This window comes from Pseudomonas sp. p106 (assembly GCF_003936645.1).
Taxonomy (GTDB): Bacteria; Pseudomonadota; Gammaproteobacteria; order Pseudomonadales; family Pseudomonadaceae; genus Aquipseudomonas; species Aquipseudomonas putida_E.
The window spans coordinates 17,997-43,485 of record NZ_RHQR01000025.1 but is presented as its reverse complement, the minus strand read 5'-3'; the positions used below and the strand labels follow the sequence as shown (position 1 = coordinate 43,485).

Annotated in this window: 20 protein-coding genes; 12 read left to right on the top strand and 8 right to left on the bottom strand. The window is 62.4% G+C overall.

Annotation, left to right across the window (positions count from 1 at the left end):
* Nucleotide 1: 1 nt before the first annotated feature.
* From EGJ09_RS23525 to gloB, 4 genes are all read right to left on the bottom strand, one after another.
* Nucleotides 2–1,837, bottom strand: coding sequence for an extracellular solute-binding protein (locus EGJ09_RS23525; RefSeq protein WP_119687470.1), 1,836 nt, complete (start codon nt 1,835–1,837; stop codon nt 2–4).
* Nucleotides 1,834–3,663, bottom strand: a complete 1,830-nt coding sequence (locus tag EGJ09_RS23520) for an extracellular solute-binding protein (protein WP_218567560.1) — start codon at nt 3,661–3,663, stop codon at nt 1,834–1,836. The genes EGJ09_RS23525 and EGJ09_RS23520 overlap by 4 nt, the downstream gene beginning before the upstream one ends.
* 120 nt (nt 3,664–3,783) lie before the next feature.
* Nucleotides 3,784–5,205, bottom strand: coding sequence for a lytic transglycosylase domain-containing protein (locus tag EGJ09_RS23515; protein WP_046785216.1), 1,422 nt, complete (start codon nt 5,203–5,205; stop codon nt 3,784–3,786).
* 100 nt (nt 5,206–5,305) lie between these two features.
* On the bottom strand, nt 5,306–6,085 hold the full coding sequence (gloB, locus tag EGJ09_RS23510; RefSeq protein ID WP_125924910.1) for a hydroxyacylglutathione hydrolase: 780 nt from the start codon (nt 6,083–6,085) through the stop codon (nt 5,306–5,308).
* Between the two features lie 86 nt (nt 6,086–6,171).
* Here gloB and EGJ09_RS23505 point away from each other — a divergent pair, with 86 nt between their 5' ends.
* The 4 genes from EGJ09_RS23505 (at nt 6,172) to EGJ09_RS23490 (ending at nt 10,629) form a co-directional block, all read left to right on the top strand.
* Nucleotides 6,172–6,945 (top strand): class I SAM-dependent methyltransferase, encoded by a 774-nt coding sequence (locus EGJ09_RS23505; RefSeq protein ID WP_046785214.1) that lies wholly within the window; start codon nt 6,172–6,174, stop codon nt 6,943–6,945.
* A gap of 13 nt (nt 6,946–6,958) precedes the next feature.
* Nucleotides 6,959–7,405: a ribonuclease HI gene (rnhA, locus tag EGJ09_RS23500; RefSeq protein WP_012315304.1), complete on the top strand. Its 447-nt coding sequence runs from the start codon at nt 6,959–6,961 to the stop codon at nt 7,403–7,405.
* A gap of 51 nt (nt 7,406–7,456) precedes the next feature.
* Nucleotides 7,457–8,215, top strand: coding sequence for a DNA polymerase III subunit epsilon (gene dnaQ / locus EGJ09_RS23495; RefSeq protein ID WP_039602584.1), 759 nt, complete (start codon nt 7,457–7,459; stop codon nt 8,213–8,215).
* A gap of 164 nt (nt 8,216–8,379) precedes the next feature.
* Nucleotides 8,380–10,629, top strand: a complete 2,250-nt coding sequence (locus tag EGJ09_RS23490) for an Orn/Lys/Arg decarboxylase N-terminal domain-containing protein (RefSeq protein WP_125924909.1) — start codon at nt 8,380–8,382, stop codon at nt 10,627–10,629.
* On the opposite strand, the gene EGJ09_RS23485 is transcribed toward EGJ09_RS23490, so the two are convergent.
* On the bottom strand, nt 10,613–10,831 hold the full coding sequence (locus tag EGJ09_RS23485) for a hypothetical protein (protein WP_046785212.1): 219 nt from the start codon (nt 10,829–10,831) through the stop codon (nt 10,613–10,615). The genes EGJ09_RS23490 and EGJ09_RS23485 overlap by 17 nt on opposite strands.
* 156 nt (nt 10,832–10,987) lie before the next feature.
* Between EGJ09_RS23485 and EGJ09_RS23480 the strand changes: the two genes are divergently transcribed.
* The gene (locus tag EGJ09_RS23480; protein WP_046785211.1) at nt 10,988–11,548 is read left to right on the top strand and encodes an NADPH-dependent FMN reductase; all 561 of its coding nucleotides are present in this window, start codon (nt 10,988–10,990) and stop codon (nt 11,546–11,548) included.
* A 108-nt stretch (nt 11,549–11,656) separates the two neighbouring features.
* Here the strand turns inward: EGJ09_RS23480 and phnX are convergent, their stop codons facing one another.
* The gene (phnX, locus tag EGJ09_RS23475) at nt 11,657–12,484 is read right to left on the bottom strand and encodes a phosphonoacetaldehyde hydrolase (RefSeq protein WP_046785210.1); all 828 of its coding nucleotides are present in this window, start codon (nt 12,482–12,484) and stop codon (nt 11,657–11,659) included.
* Between the two features lie 34 nt (nt 12,485–12,518).
* Entirely contained in the window at nt 12,519–13,625 is a 1,107-nt protein-coding gene (locus EGJ09_RS23470; RefSeq protein WP_125924908.1) for a 2-aminoethylphosphonate--pyruvate transaminase, read from the bottom strand.
* 134 nt (nt 13,626–13,759) lie between these two features.
* Here EGJ09_RS23470 and EGJ09_RS23465 point away from each other — a divergent pair, with 134 nt between their 5' ends.
* The 7 genes from EGJ09_RS23465 (at nt 13,760) to EGJ09_RS23435 (ending at nt 21,430) form a co-directional block, all read left to right on the top strand.
* A complete protein-coding gene (locus EGJ09_RS23465; protein ID WP_125924907.1) occupies nt 13,760–14,623 on the top strand; it encodes a LysR substrate-binding domain-containing protein in 864 nt (287 codons plus the stop codon).
* A gap of 64 nt (nt 14,624–14,687) precedes the next feature.
* Nucleotides 14,688–15,698 carry an AraC family transcriptional regulator gene (locus EGJ09_RS23460; protein ID WP_125924906.1) on the top strand — a complete coding sequence of 337 codons (1,011 nt, stop codon included), beginning with the start codon at nt 14,688–14,690 and terminating at the stop codon, nt 15,696–15,698.
* Between the two features lie 178 nt (nt 15,699–15,876).
* Nucleotides 15,877–17,520: an AMP-binding protein gene (locus EGJ09_RS23455; RefSeq protein ID WP_125924905.1), complete on the top strand. Its 1,644-nt coding sequence runs from the start codon at nt 15,877–15,879 to the stop codon at nt 17,518–17,520.
* Between the two features lie 13 nt (nt 17,521–17,533).
* Complete coding sequence (locus EGJ09_RS23450) at nt 17,534–18,301, top strand: SDR family NAD(P)-dependent oxidoreductase (RefSeq protein ID WP_115274312.1); 768 nt, start codon at nt 17,534–17,536, stop codon at nt 18,299–18,301.
* Nucleotides 18,302–18,313: 12 nt separating this feature from the next.
* Nucleotides 18,314–19,507, top strand: a complete 1,194-nt coding sequence (locus EGJ09_RS23445) for an acetyl-CoA C-acyltransferase (RefSeq protein WP_046785204.1) — start codon at nt 18,314–18,316, stop codon at nt 19,505–19,507.
* Between the two features lie 8 nt (nt 19,508–19,515).
* Complete coding sequence (locus EGJ09_RS23440) at nt 19,516–20,643, top strand: acyl-CoA dehydrogenase (protein WP_125924904.1); 1,128 nt, start codon at nt 19,516–19,518, stop codon at nt 20,641–20,643.
* Between the two features lie 13 nt (nt 20,644–20,656).
* A complete protein-coding gene (locus EGJ09_RS23435; protein ID WP_115274315.1) occupies nt 20,657–21,430 on the top strand; it encodes an enoyl-CoA hydratase in 774 nt (257 codons plus the stop codon).
* Nucleotides 21,431–21,476: 46 nt separating this feature from the next.
* Here the strand turns inward: EGJ09_RS23435 and EGJ09_RS23430 are convergent, their stop codons facing one another.
* Nucleotides 21,477–25,220: a DUF6543 domain-containing protein gene (locus EGJ09_RS23430; RefSeq protein ID WP_125924903.1), complete on the bottom strand. Its 3,744-nt coding sequence runs from the start codon at nt 25,218–25,220 to the stop codon at nt 21,477–21,479.
* Between the last annotated feature and the right edge of the window lie 269 nt (nt 25,221–25,489).

Below are 25,489 nucleotides of genomic sequence, written 5' to 3'. Positions count from 1 at the left end.
GTCAGTTGGCCTCTTGCGCAGGCGCTTCGGACACGGCTGGCGTCACCTCGGGCTTGATCCACCAGGTGTCGATGCCGATGTCGTACTTGGGCGAAACCTTGGGGTGGCCGATGTGGTTCCAGTAGGCCACGCGCCAGGTCTTGATGTGCCAGTTGGGGATCACGTAGTAACCCCACAGCAGCACGCGGTCCAGGGCGCGGGCGTGGTTGATCAGGCTCTGTCGGGAATCGGCGTTGATCAGCGCTTCGACCAGTTGGTCGATGGCCGGGTCCCGCAGGCCGATGAAGTTGCGGCTGCCGGGGTTGTCGGCAGCGGCACTGGACCAGAACTCGCGCTGCTCGTTGCCTGGGGAGCTGGACTGCGGATAGCCGCTGACGATCATGTCGAAGTCACGCGAGCGCAGGCGGGTGATGTACTGGGAAACGTCGACGCGCCGGATGTTCAGGTCGATGCCAAGGTCGGCCAGGTTGCGTTTGAACGGCAGCAGGATGCGCTCGAATTCGGTCTGGGCCAGCAGAAACTCGATGGACACCGGTTTGCCGTTCTTGTCGACCATCTTGTCGTCGACGATCTTCCAGCCAGCGTCCATCAACAGCTTGTAGGCCTGGCGCTGCTGTTCGCGGATCATGCCGCTGCCGTCGGTGACCGGGTTGTGGAAAGCCTCGCTGAACACCTGTTCGGGGACCTTGCCGCGCATAGGCTCAAGGATCTTCAGCTCGTCAGGCGAGGGCAGGCCCTGGGCGGCCATTTCGGAGTTTTCGAAGTAGCTGCCGGTGCGGGTGTAGGCGCCGTTGAACAACTGCTTGTTGGTCCACTCGAAGTCCAGCAGCAGGCTCAGTGCCTGGCGTACGCGGATGTCCTGAAACACCGGTTTACGCAGGTTGAAAATGAAACCCTGCATGCCGGTGGGGTTGCCGTTGGGCAGCTCTTCCTTGATCAGGCGGCCATCGCGTACGGCGGGAACGTTGTAGGCGGTGGCCCAGTTTTTCGCGCTGGTCTCAAGGCCATAGTCGAACTGGCCGGCCTTGAGTGCTTCCAGCGCGACGGTGTTGTCGCGGTAGGAGTCGAAGGTCATGGCGTCGAAGTTGAACTGGCCGCGGTTGAGCGGCAGGTCCTTGGCCCAGTAGTCCTTGACCCGCTCGTAGCGGATCGAGCGGCCGGGCTTGACCTCGGTGATCTTGTACGGGCCGCTGCCGAGCGGGATTTCCAGGTTGCCGCGGTTGAATTCGCGGCCTTCGTACCAGTGCTTGGGCAGCACGGGCAACTGGCCGAGGATCAGCGGCAACTCGCGGTTGTTCTTGTGCTTGAAGGTGAACAGCACGCGCAGCGGGTCTTCGGCGACGACTTGGGCGACATCGCCATAGTACTGGCGGTACAGCGGTGCGCCGTCCTTGATCAGGGCGTTGAAGGTGAACACCACGTCTTCGGCCCGCATCGGGTGGCCGTCGTGGAAGCGTGCCTCGGGGCGCAGGTAGAAGCGCACCCAGCTGTTGTCCGGGGCCTTTTCGATCTTGCCGGCAACCAGGCCGTACTCGGTGAACGGCTCGTCCAGGCTCTGGCGCATCAAGGTGTCGTAGATGGCGCTGACGTTTTCGGCGGCCACCCCTTTGTTGATGAACGGGTTGAGGCTGTCGAAACCGCCGAAACTTGACTGGCGGAAGGTGCCGCCCTTGGGCGCGTCGGGGTTGACGTAGTCGAAGTGCTTGAAGTCGGCCGGGTACTTCGGCGCTTCATCATAAAGGGTCAGTGCGTGTTGTGGCGCGGCCATGGCCGGTAGGCTCAGGCAGGCAAGCAGCAGGCTGCCTGCCAGCTGGCGCAGGCGGTATGTTGGCATCATTGGGCTTTCTCCGAAGTCTTTAGCCACCAGGTATTCAGCCCCAGGGTATAGGGCGGGGTGGTGACGAAACCGAACCGGTTGCGGTAGGCCAGGCGGTGGTTGTCGAGATACCAGTTGGGGATCATGTAGTACTGCCAGGACAGCACGCGGTCCAGGGCGCGAGCGGCGGCGACCTGATCATCGCGGGTGCGCGCGGCGAGCAAGGTGTCGAGCAGGTGGTCGACCACCGGATCCCTGACCCCAGCGTAATTCTTGCTGCCCTTGATCGCAGCCTGGCTGGAATGGAAGTACAGCCACTGCTCAAGGCCGGGGCTCAAGGTCTGGCTCAAGGTCATCAGAATCATGTCGAAGTCGAACTGGTCCAGGCGTTGTTTGTACTGGGCACGGTCCACGGTGCGCAAGCGCGCATCGATGCCGATGCTCGCCAGGTTTTCGACATAAGGTTGCAGGATGCGTTCGAGGTTGGGATTCACCAGCAGCAGCTCCATGCGCAATTGCTGGCCTTGTGCGTTCACCAGGCGCTGGCCGTCGAGCTTCCAGCCGGCGCGACCGAGCAGGCTCAGCGCCTGGCGCAGGCTCTGGCGGTCGATGCCGCGGCCATCGGTGTGGCTGACCTGATAGGGCTGGGTGAACAGCTTTTCCGGCAATTGGTCACGGAACGGCGCCAGCAGCAGCCACTCCTTGCCCGTGGGCAGGCCGCTGGCGGCAAACTCGCTGTTGGGGTAGTAGCTGGTCGAGCGCCGGTAGGCGCTGCTGAACAGGGCGCGGTTGGTCCACTGGAAGTCGAGCATCAGGCCCAGCGCCTGGCGTACCCTGGCGTCGCTGAAGGTGGCCCGGCGGCTGTTCATGAATAGCCCCTGGGTCTGGGTCGGGATGCGATGGGGGATCTGGGCCTTTATCACCTCGCCACGGCGCAGTGCCGGGAAGTTGTAGCCGTTGGCCCAGTTCTTTGCCTGATGCTCGATATAGATGTCGAACTCGCCTGCCTTGAAGGCTTCGAACGCGACTGTGGCGTCCCGATAGAACTCGTATTCGATGCGGTTGAAGTTGTACTTGCCGCGGTTTACCGCCAGGTCCTTGCCCCAGTAGTTCTTTACCCGCTCGAACACCAGGCGCCTGCCGGGCTGCACCGGAGTGATGCGGTAGGGGCCGCTGCCAAGCGGCGGCTCGAAGGTGGTGCCCTTGAAATCGCGGTTTTGCCAGTAGTGTTTGGGCAGCACCGGCATCTCGCCCAGGCGCAGGATCAGCAGCGGGTTGCCAGCGCGCTTGAACACGAAGCGGATGCGCAGCGGGCCAAGGATATCCACGCGCTGCACTTCCTGCAGGTTGGTGCGGTAGATCGGGTGGCCATCCTTGAGCAGCGTGCGGTAAGAGAAGGCGACGTCTGCAGAAGTGATCGGTTTGCCGTCATGCCAGCGCGCTTGCGGGCGCAGGTTGAACACCACCCAACTGCGGTCCTCGCTGTACTCCACCGAGCGGGCGATGAGGCCGTAACTGGAGGTGGGCTCGTCCCCGGAAGGGTCATACATGCCGGTGCCGACCATCAGTGTTTCGTTGAGCTCGTTGACACCGTACTGCAGGAAGTTCGGCGTTGTGACCGGGCTAGAACCCTTGAAGGTATAGGCGTTGAGCGTGTCGAAGGTGCCCAATGCCATGGCGCGCAAGGTGCCGCCCTTGGGCGCTTGCGGGTTGACCCAGTCGAAGTGGGTGAATGTGGCTGGGTACTTGAGCGTGCCGAACTGCGCGTATCCGTGGCTTTCGCTCACCATCGCGGCTGCGGGAAAGCTCAAGGCCAGGCTGAGTGACAGCAGGAGGGGACGTATCAAGTCGGCATCCGATCCAGAGGCGTTGGGCTTTGGTCGGGCTACAGTAACAGCTTGGCGGGGTTGGAAAAAGGGTGTGTCTGGAAGGAGATCAAGGGGCTGCGGAGCAGCCCCGGGTTGCCATCAGTGCCCCAGGTAGACGGTCAAGGTCTGGCCTGGCTTGAGGGCGTGCCCGCTGCGCGGATTCCAGCGCTTGAGGTGCTTCATCTCAACATTGAAACGTTTTGCCACCAGATACAGCGAGTCACCCTTGCGGACCTTGTACTGGGTAGAGCGCTTGGAGGATGCCGCCACCCGGTTGCCTGCCGCACTACCACCACGCAGTGCCAACACCTGGCCGGCCTTTACACGGCTACCCGATAGTTTGTTCCAGCGCTGGATATCCTTGACCGAAACCCGGTTGGCCCTGGCAATGGTGCTCAGGCTGTCGCCGCGCTTTACGCGGTAACTGCGCGCTCTGGCAGGTGCCTTGGCTTCGGCCACGGCGCGTGCGAACACGGCTTTGTTCGGCTGCAGGCTGACCAGTTGTTCAGGCTTGAGGTTGGACAGGCTGTCGGACAGCAGTTGCGCCTTGGCCGTCGGTACCAGCAATTGTTTGGGCCCATCCACGGTCATGCGCTTCTTGAATGCCGGGTTGAGCTGGATCAGTTCGTCTTCGTCGATGTTGGCGAAGGCGGCTACCCGCGACAGGTCCAGGCGGTCCTTGATGGCGACAGCTTCGAAGTAGGGCTCGTTGGCGATCGGGTTGAGGTTCACGCCGTAGGCTTCGGGGGTCAGGACCACCTGCGACAGGGCCAGCAGCTTGGGCACGTAGTCGCGCGTCTCCTGTGGCAGTGGCAGGTTCCAGTAATCGGTGGGCAGGCCGAGTTTCTCGTTGCGCTCGATCGCCCGGCTGACGGTGCCTTCACCGGCGTTGTAGGCAGCCAGTGCCAGCAGCCAGTCGCCGTTGAACATGTCGTGCAGGCGGCTCAGGTAATCCAGCGCGGCGTTGGTCGACGCGGTGATGTCGCGGCGACCATCGTAGAAATTGGTCTGGCGCAGGTTGAAGTGGCGCCCGGTAGAGGGGATGAACTGCCACATGCCTGCAGCATGGGCGCGCGAGTAGGCCATGGGGTTGTAGGCGCTTTCGATCGCCGGCAACAGGGCCAGTTCCAGCGGCATGTCGCGTTCTTCCAGGCGCTCGACGATGTAGTGCAGGTACAGGCTGCCGCGCTCACCGGCGTTTTCGAGGAACGAGGGGTTGCTGGCGAACCACAGCCGCTGCTGCTCGATGCGCGGGTTGACGTCGATGGTGTCTTGCAGGGCGAAGCCCTGGCGCATGCGCTCCCACACATCCTGCGGCGCCTGCTCGGCGGGTTTGACCGCGAGCGGAACGGGTTTGTGTTTGATCCGCGCCTGGTAGCTGTGCGCGCGAACGCTGTCGGATTCGTCGAGCTGACGGGTGCTCTGGCAGCCCACCAGGGTGGCGGCCAGCGCCAGCGCACTGATTTGGGCCAGGCGCGTCAGGGCGACTGAATGAGCGGTTCTGCGGCTACGGGAAGACATCGGCGGGGACGGGTATCCGGGCAAAAAATTTCGGCGATTCTAGAAACCGCATCCCGCCGGGTCAACCTTCGAGCACATGTTGCGATATATCTTCAGGTTATCAGAAGGTGTCCTTCCAAGACCTCAAGGCAGCAAAAACAGCGACATGCGTGGTGTTTGAATGTCCCTTCCATTCGTCAGCTTTTTGTTTAACTAATGTTTCAGAGGTACGCAGAAAGGGGTTGGTCAGCCGTTCCAGGCCGATGGTTGATGGCAATGTGATGCGATTTTCGGCGCGCAGCCGGGTAACATCATCGAAACGTTGCAGAACGTGCGGGTTTTGTGGCTCCACGGCCTTGGCGAAGCGCAAGTTGCTGAGGGTGTACTCGTGGGCGCAGTACACCTCGGTACGCTCCGGCAGCGCGGCCAACCTGGCGAGGGCAGGCTGCATCTGCTCTGGCGTGCCTTCGAACATCCGCCCGCAGCCAGCGGCGAACAACGTGTCGCCACTGAAGAGCAGCGGTGTCGCAGGTTGGTCGCTGAAGAAGGCGATATGACCCAGCGTGTGCCCCGGTACTGCCAGAACCTGGAAGGTCACGCCCACCGCGGTCACTTCGTCACCTTCGTCCAAGGCAAGGTCGCGGCACGGAATACGCTCGTTGGCCGGGCCGCTGACCCGCGCACCGGTCAGTTTTTTCAGCCGCTCGACACCGCCCACGTGGTCATTGTGGTGGTGGGTGACCAGAATATCCTCCAGCACCCAGTCGGGATTGGCGGCCAGCCATGCCTCCACGGGGGCGGCATCACCAGGATCGACCACCGCGCAGCGGCGTTTGGCAGTATCCTGTAACAACCAGATGTAGTTGTCGGAGAAAGCGGGGAGAGCATCGATCTGTATCATGGTGCGGATCCGTATCGCCTAGCGTGGCACATGAGGCCATCTTAGCCGCGATGGCGCGGTGCGAGAACCTTCGAGGGAGAGCGCAAATGACCGACCAACCCTTTGCCCAGGCCGACCCGGCCTGGATCGAGCTGATCAGCCTGGCCCGTGACTGGTTCCACGGCCCGCTCGGCCAGCTGATGCTCAAAGAAGAGGAAAAATTGTTGGAGGAGGAGCTCGGGCGCTTCTTCGGGGGTTACCTGGTGCATTACGGCCCCTGCGCCGAGGCTCCGCCCAGCGCCCCCCAGGTACAGCGCAACGTGCGTCTGGGCGCGCCGCTGCCGGGGGTGGAGATCGTCTGCGAGGAGCAGGCCTGGCCCTTGAGCGAGCACGCTGCCGACGTGGTGGTGCTGCAGCATGGCCTGGACTTCTGCCTGTCGCCCCATGGCTTGCTGCGCGAGGCCGCCAGTGCGGTACGCCCCGGCGGGCATCTGCTGATCGTCGGCATCAACCCCTGGAGCAGTTGGGGCATACGCCACTTCTTCAGCCACGGCGCGCTGCGCAAGGCCCGCTGCATCTCGCCGTCACGGGTCGGTGACTGGCTCAACCTGCTGGGCTTCGCGCTGGAGAAACGCCGCTTCGGGTGCTATCGTCCGCCGCTTGCCTCACCGGCCTGGCAACAACGCCTGGCGGGCTGGGAACGGGTGGCAGGCGGTTGGCAGAGCTCTGGTGGCGGGGTTTACCTGCTGGTGGCGCGCAAGATGGTGGTTGGCCTGAGGCCGCTGCGCCAGGAACGCCGCGAACCGATGGGCAAGTTGCTGCCTTTGCCATTGGCCAAGGTCAACCGCACCGTGGTCAGCCCGGATACCGAAAAGCACTGAACATGAGTGGTACATGAGCGATAGCGTCGAGTTGTATACCGATGGTGCCTGCAAGGGCAATCCAGGCCCTGGTGGCTGGGGTGTCCTGTTGATCTACAAGGGCGTCGAAAAGGAACTGTGGGGCGGCGAACGCGAAACCACCAACAACCGCATGGAACTGATGGCCGCGATTCAGGGCTTGATGGCGCTCAAGCGCGAATGCGAGGTGGTGTTGACCACCGACTCGCAGTACGTGATGAAGGGCATCAACGAGTGGATGGTCAACTGGAAGAAGCGCGGCTGGAAGACCGCCGCGAAGGAGCCAGTGAAGAACGCCGACCTGTGGCAGCAGCTCGACGAGCAGGTCAACCGCCACAAGGTCACCTGGAAGTGGGTGCGCGGGCACATCGGCCACCCCGGTAACGAGCGCGCTGACCAATTGGCCAACCGTGGCGTCGACGAGGTACGCGCCAAACGTTGAGCTGCGGTACAATCCTCGGCTTTGTAACTGATGCAAGTTGGAGCGCCCCGCGTGGAGCAGCAGCAAGATAAACGCCTGGTCATTCTCGATACCGAAACCACCGGCATGCCGGTCAGCGAAGGCCACCGGATCATCGAGATCGGCTGCGTCGAAGTCATTGGCCGGCGCCTGACCGGTCGGCATTTCCACGTCTATCTGCAACCGGACCGCGAGAGTGACGAGGGCGCGATCAATGTCCACGGCATCACCGACGCGTTCCTGGTCGGCAAGCCGCGCTTCGGCGATGTGGCCGAGGAATTCTTCGAATTCATTCAGGGCGCCACGCTGGTCATCCATAACGCGGCGTTCGACGTCGGCTTCATCAACAACGAGTTCGCCCTGCTCGGCCAGCGCGACCGCGCCGACATCTCGCAGCACTGCACCATCCTCGACACACTGCTGCTGGCCCGTGCCCGGCACCCGGGGCAGCGCAACAGCCTTGACGCGCTGTGCAAGCGTTACGATATCGACAACTCCGGCCGTGAACTGCACGGCGCGTTGCTCGACTCGGAGCTGCTGGCTGACGTCTACCTGGCAATGACCGGTGGCCAGACCAGCCTTTCGCTGGCTGGCAATGGGGCGGACGGCGACAATGAAGGGCAGGGCAGCGGTGGCAGCGAGATCCGCCGGATTACCGGGCGTGCGCCTGGGCGGGTGATCATGGCCACTGCCGAGGAACTGGAGGCGCATGCAGAGCGCCTGGCGGCTATCGCCAAGTCGGCGGGCGGGCCGTCGATGTGGCAGGTATTGACCGAAACGCCTGCCGGTTGATGCTGAGTCTGCCCTGGCCTTATCGCCGCAACCTGGCTCCCACAAGCTCTTTACTGAACTGCAAATTCGCGTAGGAACCGGCGTGCCAGCGACAGGGCCGTACTGACAGCACCAGGCTCTACTACCCTGTGAAAGACGCTCTGTCCTTCGGAGGTTGCAGCCTGATGTACAAGGACCTCAAGTTCCCCATCCTCATCGTCCACCGTGCCATCAAGGCCGACAGCGTTGCCGGCGAGCGCGTGCGGGGGATTGCCGAGGAACTGCGTCAGGACGGCTTCGCCATTCTCGCCGCGGCAGACAATGCCGAAGCCCGTCTGGTCGCGGCCACCCACCACGGCCTGGCCTGCATGCTGATCGCCGCCGAAGGCATTGGCGACAATACTCACCTGTTGCAGAACATGGCCGAGTTGATCCGCCTGGCCCGCCAGCGTGCTCCTGACCTGCCAATCTTCGCCCTGGGCGAACAGGTCACCTTGGAAAACGCTCCCGCCGAAGCGATGAGCGAGCTCAACCAGCTGCGCGGCATCCTATACCTGTTCGAGGACACCGTGCCGTTCCTCGCCCGCCAGGTAGCACGTGCCGCACACAACTACCTCGACGGCTTGCTGCCGCCTTTCTTCAAGGCTTTGGTACAGCACACCGCGCAGTCCAATTATTCCTGGCACACGCCCGGCCATGGCGGTGGCGTGGCCTACCGCAAAAGCCCGGTGGGACAAGCCTTCCATCAATTCTTCGGCGAGAATACCTTGCGCTCGGACTTGTCCGTCTCGGTGCCGGAACTGGGCTCGCTGCTCGATCACACCGGCCCTTTGGCAGCGGCCGAAGCCAGGGCGGCGCGCAACTTTGGCGCCGACCATACCTTCTTCGTGATCAATGGCACCTCCACCGCCAACAAGATTGTCTGGCATGCCATGGTCGGCCGTGATGACCTGGTGCTGGTGGACCGTAACTGCCACAAGTCGGTGGTCCATGCCATCATCATGACCGGCGCCATTCCCATCTACCTATGCCCCGAGCGCAACGAGCTGGGCATCATCGGGCCGATCCCGCTCAGCGAATTCAGCGCCGAGTCGATCCAGGCCAAGGTGCTGGCCAACCCCTTGGCCAAGGGGCGCGAACCGCGCATCAAGCTGGCGGTGGTGACCAACTCAACCTATGACGGGCTGTGCTACCACGCCGGGCTGATCAAGCAAGCTCTGGGCAGCAGCGCGCAGGTGCTGCACTTCGATGAAGCCTGGTTCGCTTACGCGGCGTTTCATGAGTTCTTCACGGGGCGCTATGCGATGGGTACGGCCTGCACCGAGGGCAGCCCGTTGGTGTTCAGCACGCACTCGACGCACAAGCTGCTGGCGGCCTTCAGCCAGGCGTCGATGATCCATGTACAGGACGGCGCCCAGCGGCAACTGGACCGAGATCGCTTCAATGAAGCCTTCATGATGCATATCTCGACGTCACCGCAGTACAGCATCCTGGCTTCTTTGGATGTGGCTTCGACCATGATGGAGGGGCCCGCGGGGCGTTCGCTGCTGCAAGAGATGTTTGACGAGGCACTGAGCTTTCGTCGCGCCCTGGCTAACCTGCGTGCACATATCGCGGCCACCGATTGGTGGTTCAGTATCTGGCAGCCGCCTGGGGCAGAAGGCGTCGATCAGCTCGCTGCGCAGGACTGGCTGCTGCAGCCTGGGGCGCAGTGGCATGGCTTTGGCGAATTGGCGGGCGATTATGTGCTGCTTGACCCGTTGAAGGTCACCCTGGTGATGCCGGGGTTGCGTGCCGACGGCGTGTTGGACGAGCAGGGCATTCCGGCGGCAGTGGTCAGCAAGTTTCTCTGGGAGCGCGGGTTGGTGGTGGAGAAGACCGGCCTTTACAGCTTCCTGGTGCTGTTCTCGATGGGCATTACCAAGGGCAAGTGGAGCACGCTGCTGACCGAGTTGCTGGAGTTCAAACGCCATCATGATGGCAATACGCCGCTAAGCCAGTGCCTGCCGAGCATCGTTGCAGTCGACACGGCACGCTACCACGGTATCGGCCTGCGCGACCTGTGCAACCAGCTGCATGACTGCTATCGCGTCAATGCCACGGCCAAGCAGCTCAAAGGGTTGTTCAGTCGCTTGCCGGAAGTGGCGCTCAGCCCGGCTCGGGCTTATGACCATATGGTGCGCGGTGAGGTGGAAGCGGTGCCGATAGAGGCATTGCTCGGCCGTGTCGCGGCAGTCATGCTGGTGCCCTATCCGCCGGGCATACCCTTGATCATGCCGGGGGAGCGGTTCACTGAAGCTACCCGCTCGATCCTCGACTACCTGGCGTTTGCCCGCGCCTTCAACAGCGGTTTTCCCGGCTTTGTCGCCGATGTGCACGGCCTGCAGAGCGAAGCCGGAAGCTATACGGTCGATTGCGTCAAGGAATGCGAATGATCTCGACGCCGGTCTGTACCAGTTCAAAACGGTCTTCACCCAAGTGGTTGACTCGGTCGCCGATGGCCAGGCGATAGGTGGTGACCGGTGCGCCCTGTACGCTGCCGTCGGTCTGCAGGGTGGACTCTTGGAACTCGTGGACGGGGTAGATACGGCCTTCGGCGTCACGGGCGTGGAATTGGCCGACCATTACTGCTGCCATTTAAGTGAAAACCTCTGAATTGCGTAGGAAATGTCTGCAGGAATAGACCGTGGATGGTACCTGGAAGTTTTCTGGTGGAGGAAAAAAACCTAAGCGCCGAGCAATGGTCATCTATAACTACAACGTCTCTTAACCCAGCAAAGGTTGGAAATCGCCATGAGCCAGGTGTATTCGGTAGCGGTCGTCGTCGGCAGCTTGCGCAAGGATTCGTACAACCGCAAGGTGGCCCGTGCACTTTCAGAGCTGGCACCGTCCAGTCTTGCCTTGAAAATCGTCGAAATCGGCGATCTGCCACTGTACAACGAGGATGTCGAGGCTGCGGGTGTGCCCGAGCCGTGGAGGCGCTTTCGCGACGAGATCCGGCGCAGCGACGCGGTGCTGTTCGTCACCCCGGAGTACAACCGTTCTGTACCGGGCTGCCTGAAAAATGCCATCGACGTGGGCTCACGTCCCTATGGGCAAAGCGCCTGGGGTGGCAAACCTACGGCGGTGGTGAGCGTCTCGCCCGGTGCCATTGGCGGGTTTGGGGCCAACCATGCCGTGCGCCAGTCGCTGGTGTTTCTCGACATGCCGTGCATGCAGATGCCCGAAGCTTATATCGGTGGGGCGGCCAGCCTTTTCGAGGACAGTGGCAAGCTCAATGACAAGACCCGGCCGTTTCTGCAGGGTTTCATCGACAAGTTTGCCTCTTGGGTGAAGCTGAACCGGGCGGTTTGAGCCGGCCTTGTCGTCGGTAAGCCGGCCCCACAGCTACCCCACCGTTCGTGAAAACGGCGGGGTAGCTGTGGAAGCCGGCTTGCGGGCGAAAGCTGCAACACAGATCGGTCAGAACGCCTGCGGCATCTCTCCCTTGGCCAACCGCCGGTTGATATCGGCGACCACCTCGGGCAGTTCATTGATGGTGTCGATCAGGTAGTGCGGGCGTGACCCTGCGAACAGCGCATGAATGCGCTTGCGCTCACTCTCCAGCTTCTCAGCGCTCAACGCCTGGTACCCTTCCCAGGTCAGCCCGAGCGCGTTGCCCGAGCACACCAGTGCCACAGTCCACATGCCGGCACGGCGGCCTTCGAGGATGCCCGGCACGGTGTCGTCGACCTTGACGCAGGCCGCCACGTCGTCGATGCCCAGGGCGATCACGTTGGCCAGTGCCTGTGCCGGCCACGGGCGGCCGTTCGGGGTTTCGTCGGTGGCCACCACATGGTCGGCGACATAGCCGTTCTGGGCCGCCAGCTCCACCACCTTGTCCATCACCACTTTCGGGTAGCCCGAGCATGAGCCGATTTTCAGGCCGTCCCGGCGCAAGCCGGTGAGGGTGTCCAGAGCACCGGGAATCAGCGCCGAATGCACGGCGATCTTCTCGATCTGCAGCGGCATGAAGCGGTTATAGATGGCAGTGACGTCATCGTCGGTCGGCGTGCGGCCGAACACGTTGCGATAGCGTTCGGCAATTTCCGGCACGTCACACAGGGTACGAATATGGTCCCACTTGCCCATGCCCATCGGGCCGCGGGCTTCTTCGATGGAAACCTGGACGTCGAACTCGGCGAAGGCTTCGACGAAGATCTGGGTCGGGGCGAAAGAGCCGAAGTCGACCACGGTGCCGGCCCAGTCGAGGATGGCGGCTTGCAGCTGGGTGGGGTTGCTGTAGTTCATGTGCGCTATTTCCTGAAATCGGATGGGCAGAGGGTCAGATGTCCAGTACTTCCATTTCCCGCAGCACGTCGGCCACGGCATTCACAGCAGCTTGCATGCCGTCCGGCCCGACCACGCCGATGCAGCCGACGCGGAAGGTCTCGACTTGGGTCAACTTGCCGGGGTAGAGGATGAAGCCCTTGGCCTTGACCCGTTCGTAGAAGTCCTTGAACTGGTAACGGGCGTCATTCGGGGCGTGGAAGGTGACGATGATCGGCGCCTGGATGTCGGCTGGCAGGAAGCTGCGCAGGCCGATGGCGGCCATGCCGTCGAGCAGGGTCTTGCAGTTGTCGGCGTAGCGCTGGTGGCGCGCCGGCAGGCCACCTTCTTCGGCGTACTGCTGTAGCGCCTCGTGCAGGGCGGCAACCACATGGGTGGGCGGGGTGAAGCGCCATTGGCCGGTCTTGGCCATGTAGGCGTGCTGGTCGTGCAGGTCCATGGCCAGCGAGTGGGCATTGCCCTCGGCGGCGGCCAGTGCGGTTTTCTCGGCGAAAACGAAGCCCATCCCGGGGACGCCTTCCAGGCATTTGCCGGACGCGGCGATCAGTGCCTCGAAGGGGATTTCGCGGGCGTCGATCGGCAGGGCGCCGAACGAGCTCATGGCATCGATGATCAGGCGCTTGCCGTGGCGCTTGATCACCTGAGCGATCTCGTGCAGCGGGTTGAGGATGCCGGTGCTGGTTTCGCAGTGGATCAGCGCCACGTGGGTCACGCTGGGGTCCGCCGCCAGCAGGCGGTCGACGTCGGCAGCGGTGGTCGGCTGGTCCTCGGCGGTTTCGAAGGTGCTGAAGTTGCGCCCCAGCACTTTGCAGATTTTCGCCAGGCGCTGGCCGTAAGCGCCGTTGATCAGTACCAGTACCTTGCCATCGCGCGGTACCAGGGTGCCGATGGCGGCCTCCACGGCGAAGGTGCCGCTGCCTTGCAGGGGAACGCAGTGGTGGCTGGCGCTGCCGTCGACGATCCCCAGCAGTTGCTCGCAGACGCTGGCGGTCAGTTGGTTGAAATCACGGTCCCAGGAGCCCCAGTCCACCAGCATGGCTTGTCGGGTGCGCAGGGAGGTGGTCAGTGGGCCGGGGGTCAGCAGGATCGGGGCGTTGCTCATTGCGTGGTTCCTCACAAGCTGCAGGTGGTCAGCCGAAAAAGCTGGCGCTGAAACTACGGGGGCTAGGTTGCAATTGACCAAGCTATCAATCAAATTGTTTGTTGTTATGCCAGCCATAAGTCAGGCCGATAAATATGAACCTGTTCCAGCTTCGCGCTTTCGACGCCGTCGCCCGTGAGGGCAGTTTCACCCGTGCCGCTGCGCGCTTGTTCATCAGCCAGCCGGCGGTGACCGGGCACGTCAAGGCGCTGGAAGAGCACTACCAGATCACCCTGTTACGGCGCACGGCGCGGCGGGTCGAGCTGACCGAGGAGGGTACCCGCCTGGCTGCCATCACCCGGGCGATGTTCGGCCTGGCCGAAGAGGCGCAGGCGATGCTCGAGGCCAATCGCCAACTGCTCACCGGCCGCCTGGAGGTGGCCGCAGATGGGCCGCACCGGGTCATGCCGATGCTGGCGCTATTGCGTGAACGCTACCCGGGCATCACCGTCAACCTGCGCCTGGGCAATGCCCAGGAGACCTTGGCCGCCTTGTTGTCAGAGCATGCCGACGTGGCCGTATTGACCGAAATCGAACCGCGCAAGGGCCTTTACTTGCAAAACCTCTGCGAGTCGCGTTTGTGCGCACTGCTGCCGGCAGGCCATGCCTGGGCCAGCGGGCAGGGTGACTTGCCACTGGCTGCTTTGCATGAGCAGATCATGGTGCTGCGCGAACCCAGTTCGACCACCCGGCGTACCTTCGACAAGGCGTGTGACCAAGCGTCGGTCAGGCCCAGGGTGCTGCTGGAGCTGGACAGCCGTGAGGCAGTCACCGAGGCAGTGGCATCGGAGCTTGGGATTGGTGTCGTTTCCTCGACCGAGGTGGCCAATGACCCACGTGTGGTGGCGCGGCCGCTGGCCGGGCAAGGTTTGCGCAACCAGCACCTGGTGGGGTGCCTGGAGCGGCGCCGCGAGCTGCGGCTGATCCAGGCGTTCCTGGCCCTGGCTGCCAGCCTGTAATCCAAGGCTGGTGTTTTTTCCATGCGGGCCTAACATGGGCGGCACGCAACAGCCAGGAGGGCCGATGAGCGAGAAAGACACCATTTCCATGCAACTGGTGCGCGAAGCCCTGTTGCAGACCTGCCCGGCGGGTGAGCCGGATGCCGGCCTGCTGGCGCAGGCCGGCATCGACATCGGTCAACTCGACCAGGCTGATGCGCGCGTCAGCGCCGAGGCCTACTCCCGGCTTTGGCGCTTGCTGGCGCAACGCTGCAACGATGAATTCTTCGCCATGGACCCGCGTGGGCTGCGTACCGGAAGCCTGGCATTCCTGTGTCGGGCAAGTATGGCCCAGCCCACCCTGCAGGCTAGCCTGGAAACGGCGTTGGCGTTTCTTTCGCTGATGCTGCAGGACCTGCAACCGGTACTGGTGCGCCAGAAAAGCCTGGCCGAAATCGTCATCGTTGAACCCAATGCTCAGCCTCGGCGTGCGTTCACCTATTTCACCTTCTGGATGATCGTCCACGGCGTCGCCTGCTGGTTGGCAGGGCGGCGTATTCCGATCCTTGCGATTGACTTGCGGTGCGCCGAGCCGCTTTTCTGTGATGACTACCGGGTGATGTTCTCGGAAAACCTGCAGTTCGAACGCCCCTTGACCCGCATGATCATCGCCGGGGACTGCCTTGACATGCCGATGCGCCGCAGCGAGGACGAGCTTCAGCGTTTTTTGGCAGAGGCACCTGGCAACATCCTGGTGAAGTATCGCGACCCGAACAGCCTGGCCCGCCGCATCCGCCAGACGCTGAGCCAGCAAACCCCCAGCCAGTGGCCTGCCGCCGAGCAACTGGCGGCAACGTTGTGCATGTCGGCGTCAACCTTGCGGCGCCGTTTGAGCGAGGAGGGCCAAAACTACCAGGCGCTCAAAGACAGCATTCGCCGCGAGTTGGCGATTGCCTGGCTGGCGCAGCCGCAGCTTGGGCTTGGCGAAATCGCCGAGAGGCTGGGCTTTGCCGACAGCAGTTCGTTCTACAAGGCGTTTCGCAAATGGTTCGGGTGCAATCCGGGGCATTACCGCAGTGTCTTCCTGCAGGTGTAAACCGGCCCTGCACCAGCAATGCTCCGGCGGGCGCTTGGCGCATCGCCAAGGCTGAGAAGCCACGCGGCCAAAACGCTCATTCAGATTGACAGCTTTGGCCATTGCCCAGGTAGGCAGGCGGCGCGAACATCGTCAGACCGATGGTGCACTCCAACAATAAGAACCCAGGAGTCTGACGATGCGCGAGTATGGCGACGCCGTCCTTTCATTCAATCATGCCGAGGCCGCAATGGGCCTGCACGGCAGTCTTGCAGCCCTCAATGCCTGCGTCGAATGCTGTGACCGCCATGTGGCCCAAGGTGGTATCGCCCTGGTCTACGAGGACCGCGAGGGCAATGGCAGGCTCTACACATTCGGGCAGATGCAAGCCATGGCGTCCCGCTTTGCCAATGTCCTGAGGGCCCAAGGCGTGCAGGCCGGTGACCGGGTAGCAGGGCTGATGCCACGCACCCCCGAGTTGCTGGTGACCATCCTCGCCACCTGGCGCCTGGGCGCTGTTTACCAGCCGTTGTTCACTGCCTTTGGCCCCAAAGCTATCGAGCACCGCCTGGAGCAGTCGCATGCCAAGGTAGTGGTCACCGACCGTGGCAACCGCGCCAAGCTGGACGATCTGGCCGCGTGCCCCGTGCCGATCATCGTCGGCGCTGAGGAGGGTGAACTGGACTTCCAGCGCCTGCTCGATGCCGCTCCTGCCGATTGCGAGCCAGTCATGCGCTCGGGCGACGATCCCTTCCTGCTGATGTTCACCTCGGGCACCACTGGCCCTGCCAAACCCCTGGAAGTGCCGCTACGCGCGATCGTCGCGTTCCAGGGCTACATGCGCGATGCCATTGGCCTGCAGCCACAAGACAACTTTTGGAACCTGGCCGACCCAGGGTGGGCCTATGGCCTTTACTACGCGGTCACCGGGCCGTTGTCGCTGGGCCACGCCACCACCTTCTACGATGGCCCGTTCAGTGTCGAAAGCTGCGCGCGGGTGATCGACAAGCTGGGCATCACCAACCTGGCAGGCTCGCCCACCGCATATCGCTTGCTGATCGCCGCTGGCAAGGCGTTCTCAACGCCGGTCCAGGGCCGCCTGCGGGTCGTCAGCAGTGCCGGTGAACCGCTCAACCCCGAGGTGATCCGCTGGTTCGCCGATGAGTTGGGCGTGACCATCCATGACCACTACGGCCAGACCGAGCTGGGCATGGTGCTGTGCAACCACCACGGCCTTGAGCATCCCGTGCGGGCAGGGTCTGCCGGCTTCGCCATCCCAGGCCACCGCATCGTGGTGCTGGACGAGCAGGGCGCCGAGTTGCCCGCCGGGCAGCCTGGCATTCTGGCAGTGGATCGGGAGCGGTCGCCGCTTTGCTGGTTCGGTGGCTATCACGGCCTGCCCACCAAGGCCTTCGTCGGCAAGTATTACCTGAGCGGCGATACCGTCGAGTTGAACACCGACGGCAGCATCAGCTTCGTCGGCCGCAGCGACGACGTGATCACCACCTCTGGCTACCGCGTCGGGCCGTTCGATGTGGAGAGCGCACTGATCGAGCACCCGGCGGTGATCGAAGCCGCAGTGATCGGCAAACCGGACCCGGAGCGCACCGAACTGATCAAGGCCTTTGTGGTGCTGGCCAGCGGTGTGCACGGTAGTGTCGAGCTGGAAGAGACCCTGCGCCAGCACGTTCGCCAGCGGTTGTATGCCCACGCCTATCCCAGGGAAATCGAATTCGTCAGCGAGCTGCCCAAGACCCCGAGCGGCAAGCTGCAACGCTTCATCCTGCGCAATCAGGAAGTTGCCAAACAACAAGCGCAACAGGCCACCCCTGCCCGCGCCTGAAAGGAACCCGATCATGCACATCGCCAACAAACACTTTATCGTCAGCGGCGCAGCTTCCGGGCTGGGGGCTGCCACCGCGCAGATGCTGGTCGAGGCCGGCGCCAAGGTCATGCTGGTTGACCTCAATGCCCAGGCCGTCGAGGCCAAGGCCCGCGAGCTGGGTGACAACGCCCGCTTTGCGGTCGCCGACATCAGCGACGAGCAAGCGGCCCAGGCCGCCGTCGATGCCGCTGTAACGGCTTTTGGCAGCCTGCACGGGCTGGTCAATTGTGCGGGCATCGTCGGTGCCGAAAAAGTGCTGGGCAAACAAGGGCCACACGGCCTGGCCAGTTTCGCCAAGGTCATCAACGTCAACCTGGTCGGTAGCTTCAACTTGCTGCGCTTGGCCGCTGCTGCGATGGCCGAAGGCGTTGCCGACGAAAGCGGCGAGCGCGGGGTGATCATCAATACCGCCTCGATCGCCGCCTATGACGGTCAGATAGGCCAGGCTGCCTACGCCGCCTCCAAGGGCGCCATCGCCAGCCTGACATTGCCGGTTGCCCGCGAGCTGGCGCGTTACGGCATTCGTGTGATGACCATCGCCCCCGGCATTTTCGAAACCCCGATGATGGCCGGCATGACCCAGGAAGTGCGCGACTCCCTGGCCGCCGGGGTGCCATTCCCGCCGCGTCTGGGGCGGCCAGGCGAATACGCGGCGTTGGCCCGCCACATCATCGAGAACAGCATGCTCAACGGCGAGGTGATCCGCCTCGACGGTGCACTGCGCATGGCTGCCAAGTAAGGAGAGACCCTAATGACCCTCGCCAATGATCCGATTGTCATCGTCAGCGCCGTGCGCACGCCCATGGGCGGCCTGCAAGGCGACCTGAAAAGCCTTACCGCGCCGCAATTGGGCGCTGCAGCGATTCGCGCTGCGGTCGAGCGTGCCGGGCTGGATGCCGCCAGTGTCGAGCAGGTGCTGTTCGGCTGTGTGTTGCCGGCAGGCCTGGGCCAGGCCCCCGCGCGCCAGGCTGCGCTGGGCGCCGGCCTGGGCAAGCACACCACGTGCACGACCCTCAACAAGATGTGCGGCTCTGGCATGCAGGCTGCGATCATGGCGCATGACCTGCTACTGGCCGGTACCGCCGATGTGGTCGTGGCGGGCGGGATGGAGAGCATGTCCAACGCGCCCTACCTGCTGGACAAAGCCCGTGGCGGCTACCGCATGGGCCACGGTAGGATCATCGACCACATGTTCATGGACGGCTTGGAAGATGCCTACGACAAGGGCCGCCTGATGGGCACCTTTGCCGAGGATTGCGCCCAGGCCGGCGGGTTCAGCCGCCAAGCCCAGGACCAGTTCGCCATCGCCTCGTTGACCCGCGCCCAAGAGGCGATCAGCAAAGGCCGCTTCAGCGCCGAGATCGTTCCGGTACAGGTCAGCGAAGGCAAGGAACAGCGCCTGGTCAAGGACGACGAGCAGCCTCCCAAGGCGCGCCTGGACAAGATCCCGCAACTCAAGCCGGCGTTCCGAGAGGGCGGCACCGTCACTGCCGCCAACGCCAGTTCGATCTCCGACGGCGCTGCGGCACTGGTGCTCATGCGCCGCTCCCAGGCGCAGCAGCGCGGCCTGACGCCCTTGGCTGTGATCCATGGGCACGCTGCCTTCGCCGACGCGCCAGCACTGTTCCCCACGGCGCCTATCGGCGCTATCGACAAACTGATGAAGCGCACTGGCTGGAATCTGGCCGAGGTCGACCTGTTCGAAATCAACGAAGCCTTTGCCGTGGTCACCTTGGCCGCCATGAAGCAACTCGACCTGCCTCACGAGAAGGTCAACATTCATGGCGGTGCCTGCGCCCTGGGGCACCCGATCGGCGCATCGGGCGCGCGGATCCTGGTAACCCTGCTGTCTGCCCTGCGCCAGAACAACCTGCGACGTGGCGTTGCGGCCATCTGCATCGGCGGTGGCGAGGCCACGGCCATGGCTGTCGAATGTCTGTATTGAGGTGAACCATGTTGGTAACTGACGAGCAACAACAGATCGTCGATGCGGTCCGGGCTTTTGCCCAGGAACGCCTCAAGCCTTTTGCCGAACAATGGGACAAGGAACACCGCTTCCCCTGGGAAGCGATCCAGGAGATGGCCGAACTCGGCCTGTTCGGCATGCTGGTACCCGAGCAGTATGGTGGCAGTGACACCGGCTACGTGGCCTATGCCATGGCCCTGGAAGAAATCGCTGCTGGCGATGGCGCCTGCTCGACCATCATGAGTGTGCACAATTCGGTAGGGTGCGTGCCCATCCTCAAGTTCGGCAGCGAGCTGCAAAAGCAGCAGTACCTTGCACCGCTGGCCAGCGGGTCGATGATCGGTGCATTCGCCCTCACCGAGCCCCAGGCCGGTTCCGATGCCAGCAGCCTGAAAACCCGTGCGCGGCTGGATGGCGACCACTATGTGCTCAACGGCAGCAAACAGTTCATTACCTCCGGGCAGAACGCCGGTGTGGTGATCGTTTTCGCTGTCACCGACCCAGAGGCAGGCAAGCGTGGTATCAGCGCCTTCATCGTGCCCACCGACTTGCCGGGTTACCAGGTGGCGCGGGTCGAAGACAAGCTCGGCCAGCACGCATCCGACACCTGCCAGATCGTTTTCGACAATGTGCGCGTTCCAGTTGCCAATCGTCTGGGCGAGGAGGGGCAGGGTTACAAGATCGCCTTGGCCAACCTTGAGGGCGGGCGCATCGGCATTGCCTCGCAGTCGGTGGGCATGGCCCGTGCTGCGTTCGAAGTGGCCCGTGACTACGCCAAGGAACGTTGCAGTTTCGGTAAACCCTTGATCGAGCACCAGGCGGTAGCCTTCCGCTTGGCGGACATGGCTACCAAAATCGCCGTGGCACGGCAGATGGTGCTGCACGCCGCAGCATTGCGCGATGCCGGGCGCCCTGCGCTGGTGGAAGCGTCGATGGCCAAGCTGTTCGCCTCGGAAATGGCCGAAAAGGTCTGTTCGGATGCCTTGCAGACATTAGGCGGTTATGGCTATCTGAGTGACTTCCCGCTGGAGCGGATCTACCGCGACGTGCGGGTTTGCCAGATCTACGAAGGCACCAGCGACATTCAGCGCATGGTCATTGCGCGCAATCTTTGAAGGAGCAGTCTGCATGGCATTCGAAACCATCCTGTTGGATATCCACGGCAAGGTAGGCCTGATTACCCTTAACCGGCCCCAGGCGCTCAATGCGCTCAACGCGCAGATCGTCAGTGAGATCAACCAGGCCCTGGACCAGCTCGAGCGTGACCCGAATATCGGCTGCGTGGTGCTGACCGGTTCTGCCAAAGCCTTTGCCGCCGGTGCCGATATCAAGGAAATGGCCGAGCTCAAATACCCGCAGATCTACGTCGATGACCTGTTCAGTGATGCCGATCGTATTGCCAATCGCCGCAAGCCGATCATCGCTGCGGTATCGGGTTTTGCGTTGGGCGGTGGTTGTGAGCTGGCGATGATGTGCGACTTCATTCTGGCGGCCGACAACGCAAAGTTCGGGCAGCCGGAAATCAATCTGGGCGTACTGCCGGGCATGGGTGGTACCCAGCGCCTTACCCGGGCCGTGGGCAAGGCCAAGGCCATGGAACTGTGCCTGACGGGGCGTCTGATGGGGGCTGAGGAGGCGGAGCGTGCAGGCCTGGTTGCGCGCGTGGTGCCACAGGCCGAACTGGTCGAGGAGGCATTGAAGGTGGCTGCCACCATTGCTGGCAAGTCGATCCCGGTGAGCATGATGGTCAAGGAAAGCGTCAACCGGGCCTTTGAAGTCACTCTCAGTGAAGGCGTGCGCTTCGAACGTCGGGTGTTTCATGCGGCGTTTGCAACTCAAGACCAGAAGGAAGGTATGTCTGCCTTCATTGCCAAGCGTGATGCGCAGTTCAAGGACTGCTGACCAGTGCCGGCAGGTGCAGCGAAACTGCCCCTGCCGGAGATCACGGCTAATGGTTGAAGAAGTACTGCTTGGCCGCAGCCAGGTCGATCGGGCTGCGGTACACCTCGACCGCAGGCCCGGACGCGTCCTTTATGAGGCGGCCCTGTGCATAGCGCTGTTCTGCCGCTTTCAGATGCCCGGCGGTGTAGGCGGTTCGCTCCGCATCAATGTCCGGATAATGGAAATGTGCGAACCAGAGGTCAGTGCCATCATGGCTGATGGCGTATTCTTGCAGGTAATCAGCAGGCCGCCCTGCAACCTTTGCCAGTTGCCGCCTAGGTCCAGTGCTACGGATTAGTACCTGATGATGTTCGAGCAAAAAGCTTAGCTCACCCATCCGTGGCTTTTGCAAAAGCGCTACACGTGTTCGCTGCTCGACCGCCTGCTTCGTCAGCGTAGCCGACACGTCTTCGATGTCTTTTATGATCAGTGCGGCATCTTCACCGTGAGTGCTTTCGTCAGTCTGGTTGTCGCGGGTCAAGCGCAGCTCGATCGCCGCGCGTTGACGGTCAAGTTCATCGCGATGCTGCAGTAGTATCTCCTCGATCTCCACTGGCAGGCAGGTGTCGGCCCTGATGCCTTGCATGACGGCCAGGCTCTTTCTGGCGCTGGCCAGGCGCTTGTTGCTTTCCTTGAACAGTGTTTTGAGCTTCCTGGGGGGCTGAGGCCCCGGCCTGTGCTGCTCTGCAGGAGTAGGCAGCCATTGCTCATTCTCTCGCTTGTAACTGCGTACAACCGCGCCGTCATCGCTGCCAGGAATATCGATGATGGTGTTGTCGTCGGTACGCGGTTGGCCCAGCAGCAACCCATCATCGCGGGTTTCGATAAGGCCGGGCAAATGCTGGCTGAGCTGCCTTACGGAGCTACTTTGGGGCAGCTCGGGGTATTCTGCGAGCTCGCTGACCGTGTTTGTGGTCAACTCCCTGATATCACTACGTAAAGTAATCAAGGCCGGGGGGATCGCAGGCTCGTCGAACTGACTTTGCAGGTTCAGCCCCTGGCGTTTGGCACTTTGCAGATGCTGTACGATATTTTCCAGCAAGCGACGCTTGGCTTCGTCACTGGCGTTGATCCGTTTGTTCAACTGCAACTGCTGGCCGATGGCCAACTCCAGGTTGCCCCATGTACGGTTGAGCCAGTATTGGCCCGCATCGTCCAGTGGCTCCAGCGCCAAGCGGTTGATACAGTTTTCGATGCGCATCAGGCGCCAGTGCAAGGGCGACGATCTGCCTTGCGGGGTTTGCTTCAACTGCTGCAGTTTTTCCACCATCTTCATTGCACTGGGTAGCGAAGGGCTGGCCAGCTGCCGTAGCTGTTCCAGGGTCAGATTGAACGCGGTGGCGTTGTCGAACAGGCTATCGATCAGTGGTGCCAAGTTACCCAGCCGCGTTGCAAGAATGGCCTGGTCCTGCGGTGTCTCCTTGCTTTTGTGCTCGATCATGTCCAACAGATGAGCTCGCTCGGGTTTGTATAGGCGCATTAGCACATCACTGACTTGCAGTTGGCAATTGAGGTGATGATAGAGCGTGCCGGCGCGCTTGGACTTGTAGTCGGCCACAGGCGCCAGTTCATTCAGTTGCTCAAAGCGCTGAATATGTTCATTTACCAACGTTTCAAAGGCCTGCAATTTGGCGAGGCAGTTTTGTAGCACCCTCCGTTCATCTGAACGCTTTGCCAGATCGCGCAATTTGTCCAGATAAGGCAATTGGTCTGCGATGCTCTTAGAGTCGTTCGCCACGCGTTCGATCATCTCCTGAGTCTTCTGTTTACGCGCTTCCCGAAGCTGGGCGATCCGCTTGGAAGGCGGCATGCCGCCACGCAGACGCAGGCGCAGGTCCAGTTGCCAGCGCCCCGCCTCGTCGCGTCTTAGCAATGGTCCTGGTTTCTCATCCTTCTCGCCGCCAACAATACGCAACTGGTCAAGCGTCGTGTCCAACTGAACCTTGAACACCGCGGCCTCGATCTGCACCAGGAGGTGACCGCCATGCACGTACAAGCCACGCATCGGTCCACTCGGAGTCGGCGAGCCGAGCGCCGTTGGTGATACAACTGAACGCAGGGCGGCAAGCGCTCGGGCCTGGTTGTTGTCAAGCCTGAGCGTGGGCTGAGCCCAACTGAAGTCGAGTTGTGCCGGAGTCGGGCGGGTAAGCACCACAGGAGCCGATACTGATACATCAGGTTGGCCAGGCGCATGAAGTGCGTCCAGCGGGTGATCCAGTTCCTGCCGCTTCATGGTATGGGTGAAGATCAGAAAAGCAACATTGACCAACAGTTGGATCCAGTCGCCCGTGTGGTTATCTGCCCCGGCTTGATCACTGGCAACAAACAGGCGAGCGAATGCAGTTTCCATCTGAGCCAGCCAGGCTGCTTCGGCCAGCGGCCCTTCGACAAACGGTAATACGGTGTTGAGCAGCAACCAGCCCAGTTCCTCCCAGCGCTGCCAGCGGGATTGCGCGCTGCTTGCCGATTGCGCCTTGAAGTTGCTCAGGGTCTCCAGCACGCAGGCCTGGTAAATGACACGCGCAGGATTGGCTATGGCGGCTTCGCGCGACAAGGTAACGGGTGCTGGCTTGCCCCACGGTACCGCCCAGTCATCGTCCAGAGGGTGGAACAGGCGTGGTTCCCTGAAGCCACCGTGGGCATAGATGCGCTGGTCCAGCTCAGGCAGGCGATGAAGCACATCATCCTGCAGCTCGCCGGCCTCCCCGATAGCCACCAGTAATGCGGTGCGGTCGGCGTATTCCACTACTGGCTCGCTGTGCAGGGGGCGGTACAGCAGGCAACGTGTGCATTTCAGGGAGTCATCCTCGATGAGCCAGGTGTTGAGCGGATGATCGGCGGCCGCGTCCATCGTTCGCAGCAGACCCAAGGGCCGCAATACCCACGTGCTGTGCTCGTTGGGCAGGGGCGCGAAGACCTGCTCCGTTGCCAGCACTGCCGTCGGCGTGGGCCGACCATGCTCAAGGTAACTGCTCATGATCTTTGTTGGCAGTTGTGTGCTCAGCTGTTTTGCGAACAGTCTTTCGCGGCTGGCGCGCGTCTTCACGTCATCGAGCAGCAGCGCGCGTAACCGCGCAGGGTAGGTGGCACCAATGTCCGCCTCGGTTATCAGGGCGCGCAGTGCCAGCGTGTCGAGCCAGCCAGGTATGGCTTGACCGTCTGTGGTTTCCAATGTGACTTCGCCAGGTCGGAGCAGCCCTAGATTGGCGATGGCCAGCTGTGCCAGGGTAAAGCTGACAGGTTTGATGGCCCCACCGTTGGATATTTCGCCAGGAAGCGGGATCCCGGTCGAGGTAACCTGATGATTGATCACGCGCACAGCTGCTGGAACCAAGGTGGACTCCGGGTGATCACGGCGGATCAGTTCGGCCAGGCGCTCGCAGGCAAACGCCTGTGCGTTTGGCACGCCGCTCAACCAAGTCCTGCCCTCGGCCTGGAAGGTGTTACGAGCGACATCCCTAAGCATCGAGCTATAAACGATCAAGGCCAGGGGCGCTGCATTCTGTATCCAGCGTGGCAACTGGTTGGCTAGCGCTTCCTGGCGGGCCTGGTCTTTGATGCTGCATATATGCGCCATGGAGGTGAGGCGATCCAGGGCGTCGGCAAGCTGCTGCGCGCTGCTTTGGTCATTGAAGGCAGAGGCGGCCAGGTCCATGCCTTCCAGTTGTTGCTGCAGCAGGTTTGCGGCTTGGGCGTGGAACAACTGCCCCTCGGGAGTGCCCAGGTGCACGGTTGGCGGCGACTTGGCCAAGACTGTTGGCCAGTGCCGAGCGATGCCCTCCAGCAACTGTGCGCGCGAAGAAAACGACAGTAGCCGCCCCACTGGGGTAAACAACAGGGTAAAGGGCTGTTGGCCAGGTGCCTCGGCACGTTCGATCAGCAGAGCGCTGGCGAGGAAGGGGTCTTGCTGCCAGTCGGCGGAAAAGTTGCATGCCAGTGTCTTGATGGAAATGCCTTGGCTGCTGGAAAGGGTGAGCAGGTCGGCAGGCCCGGCCGCTCCTTTGGACAAGGACTTGAGTG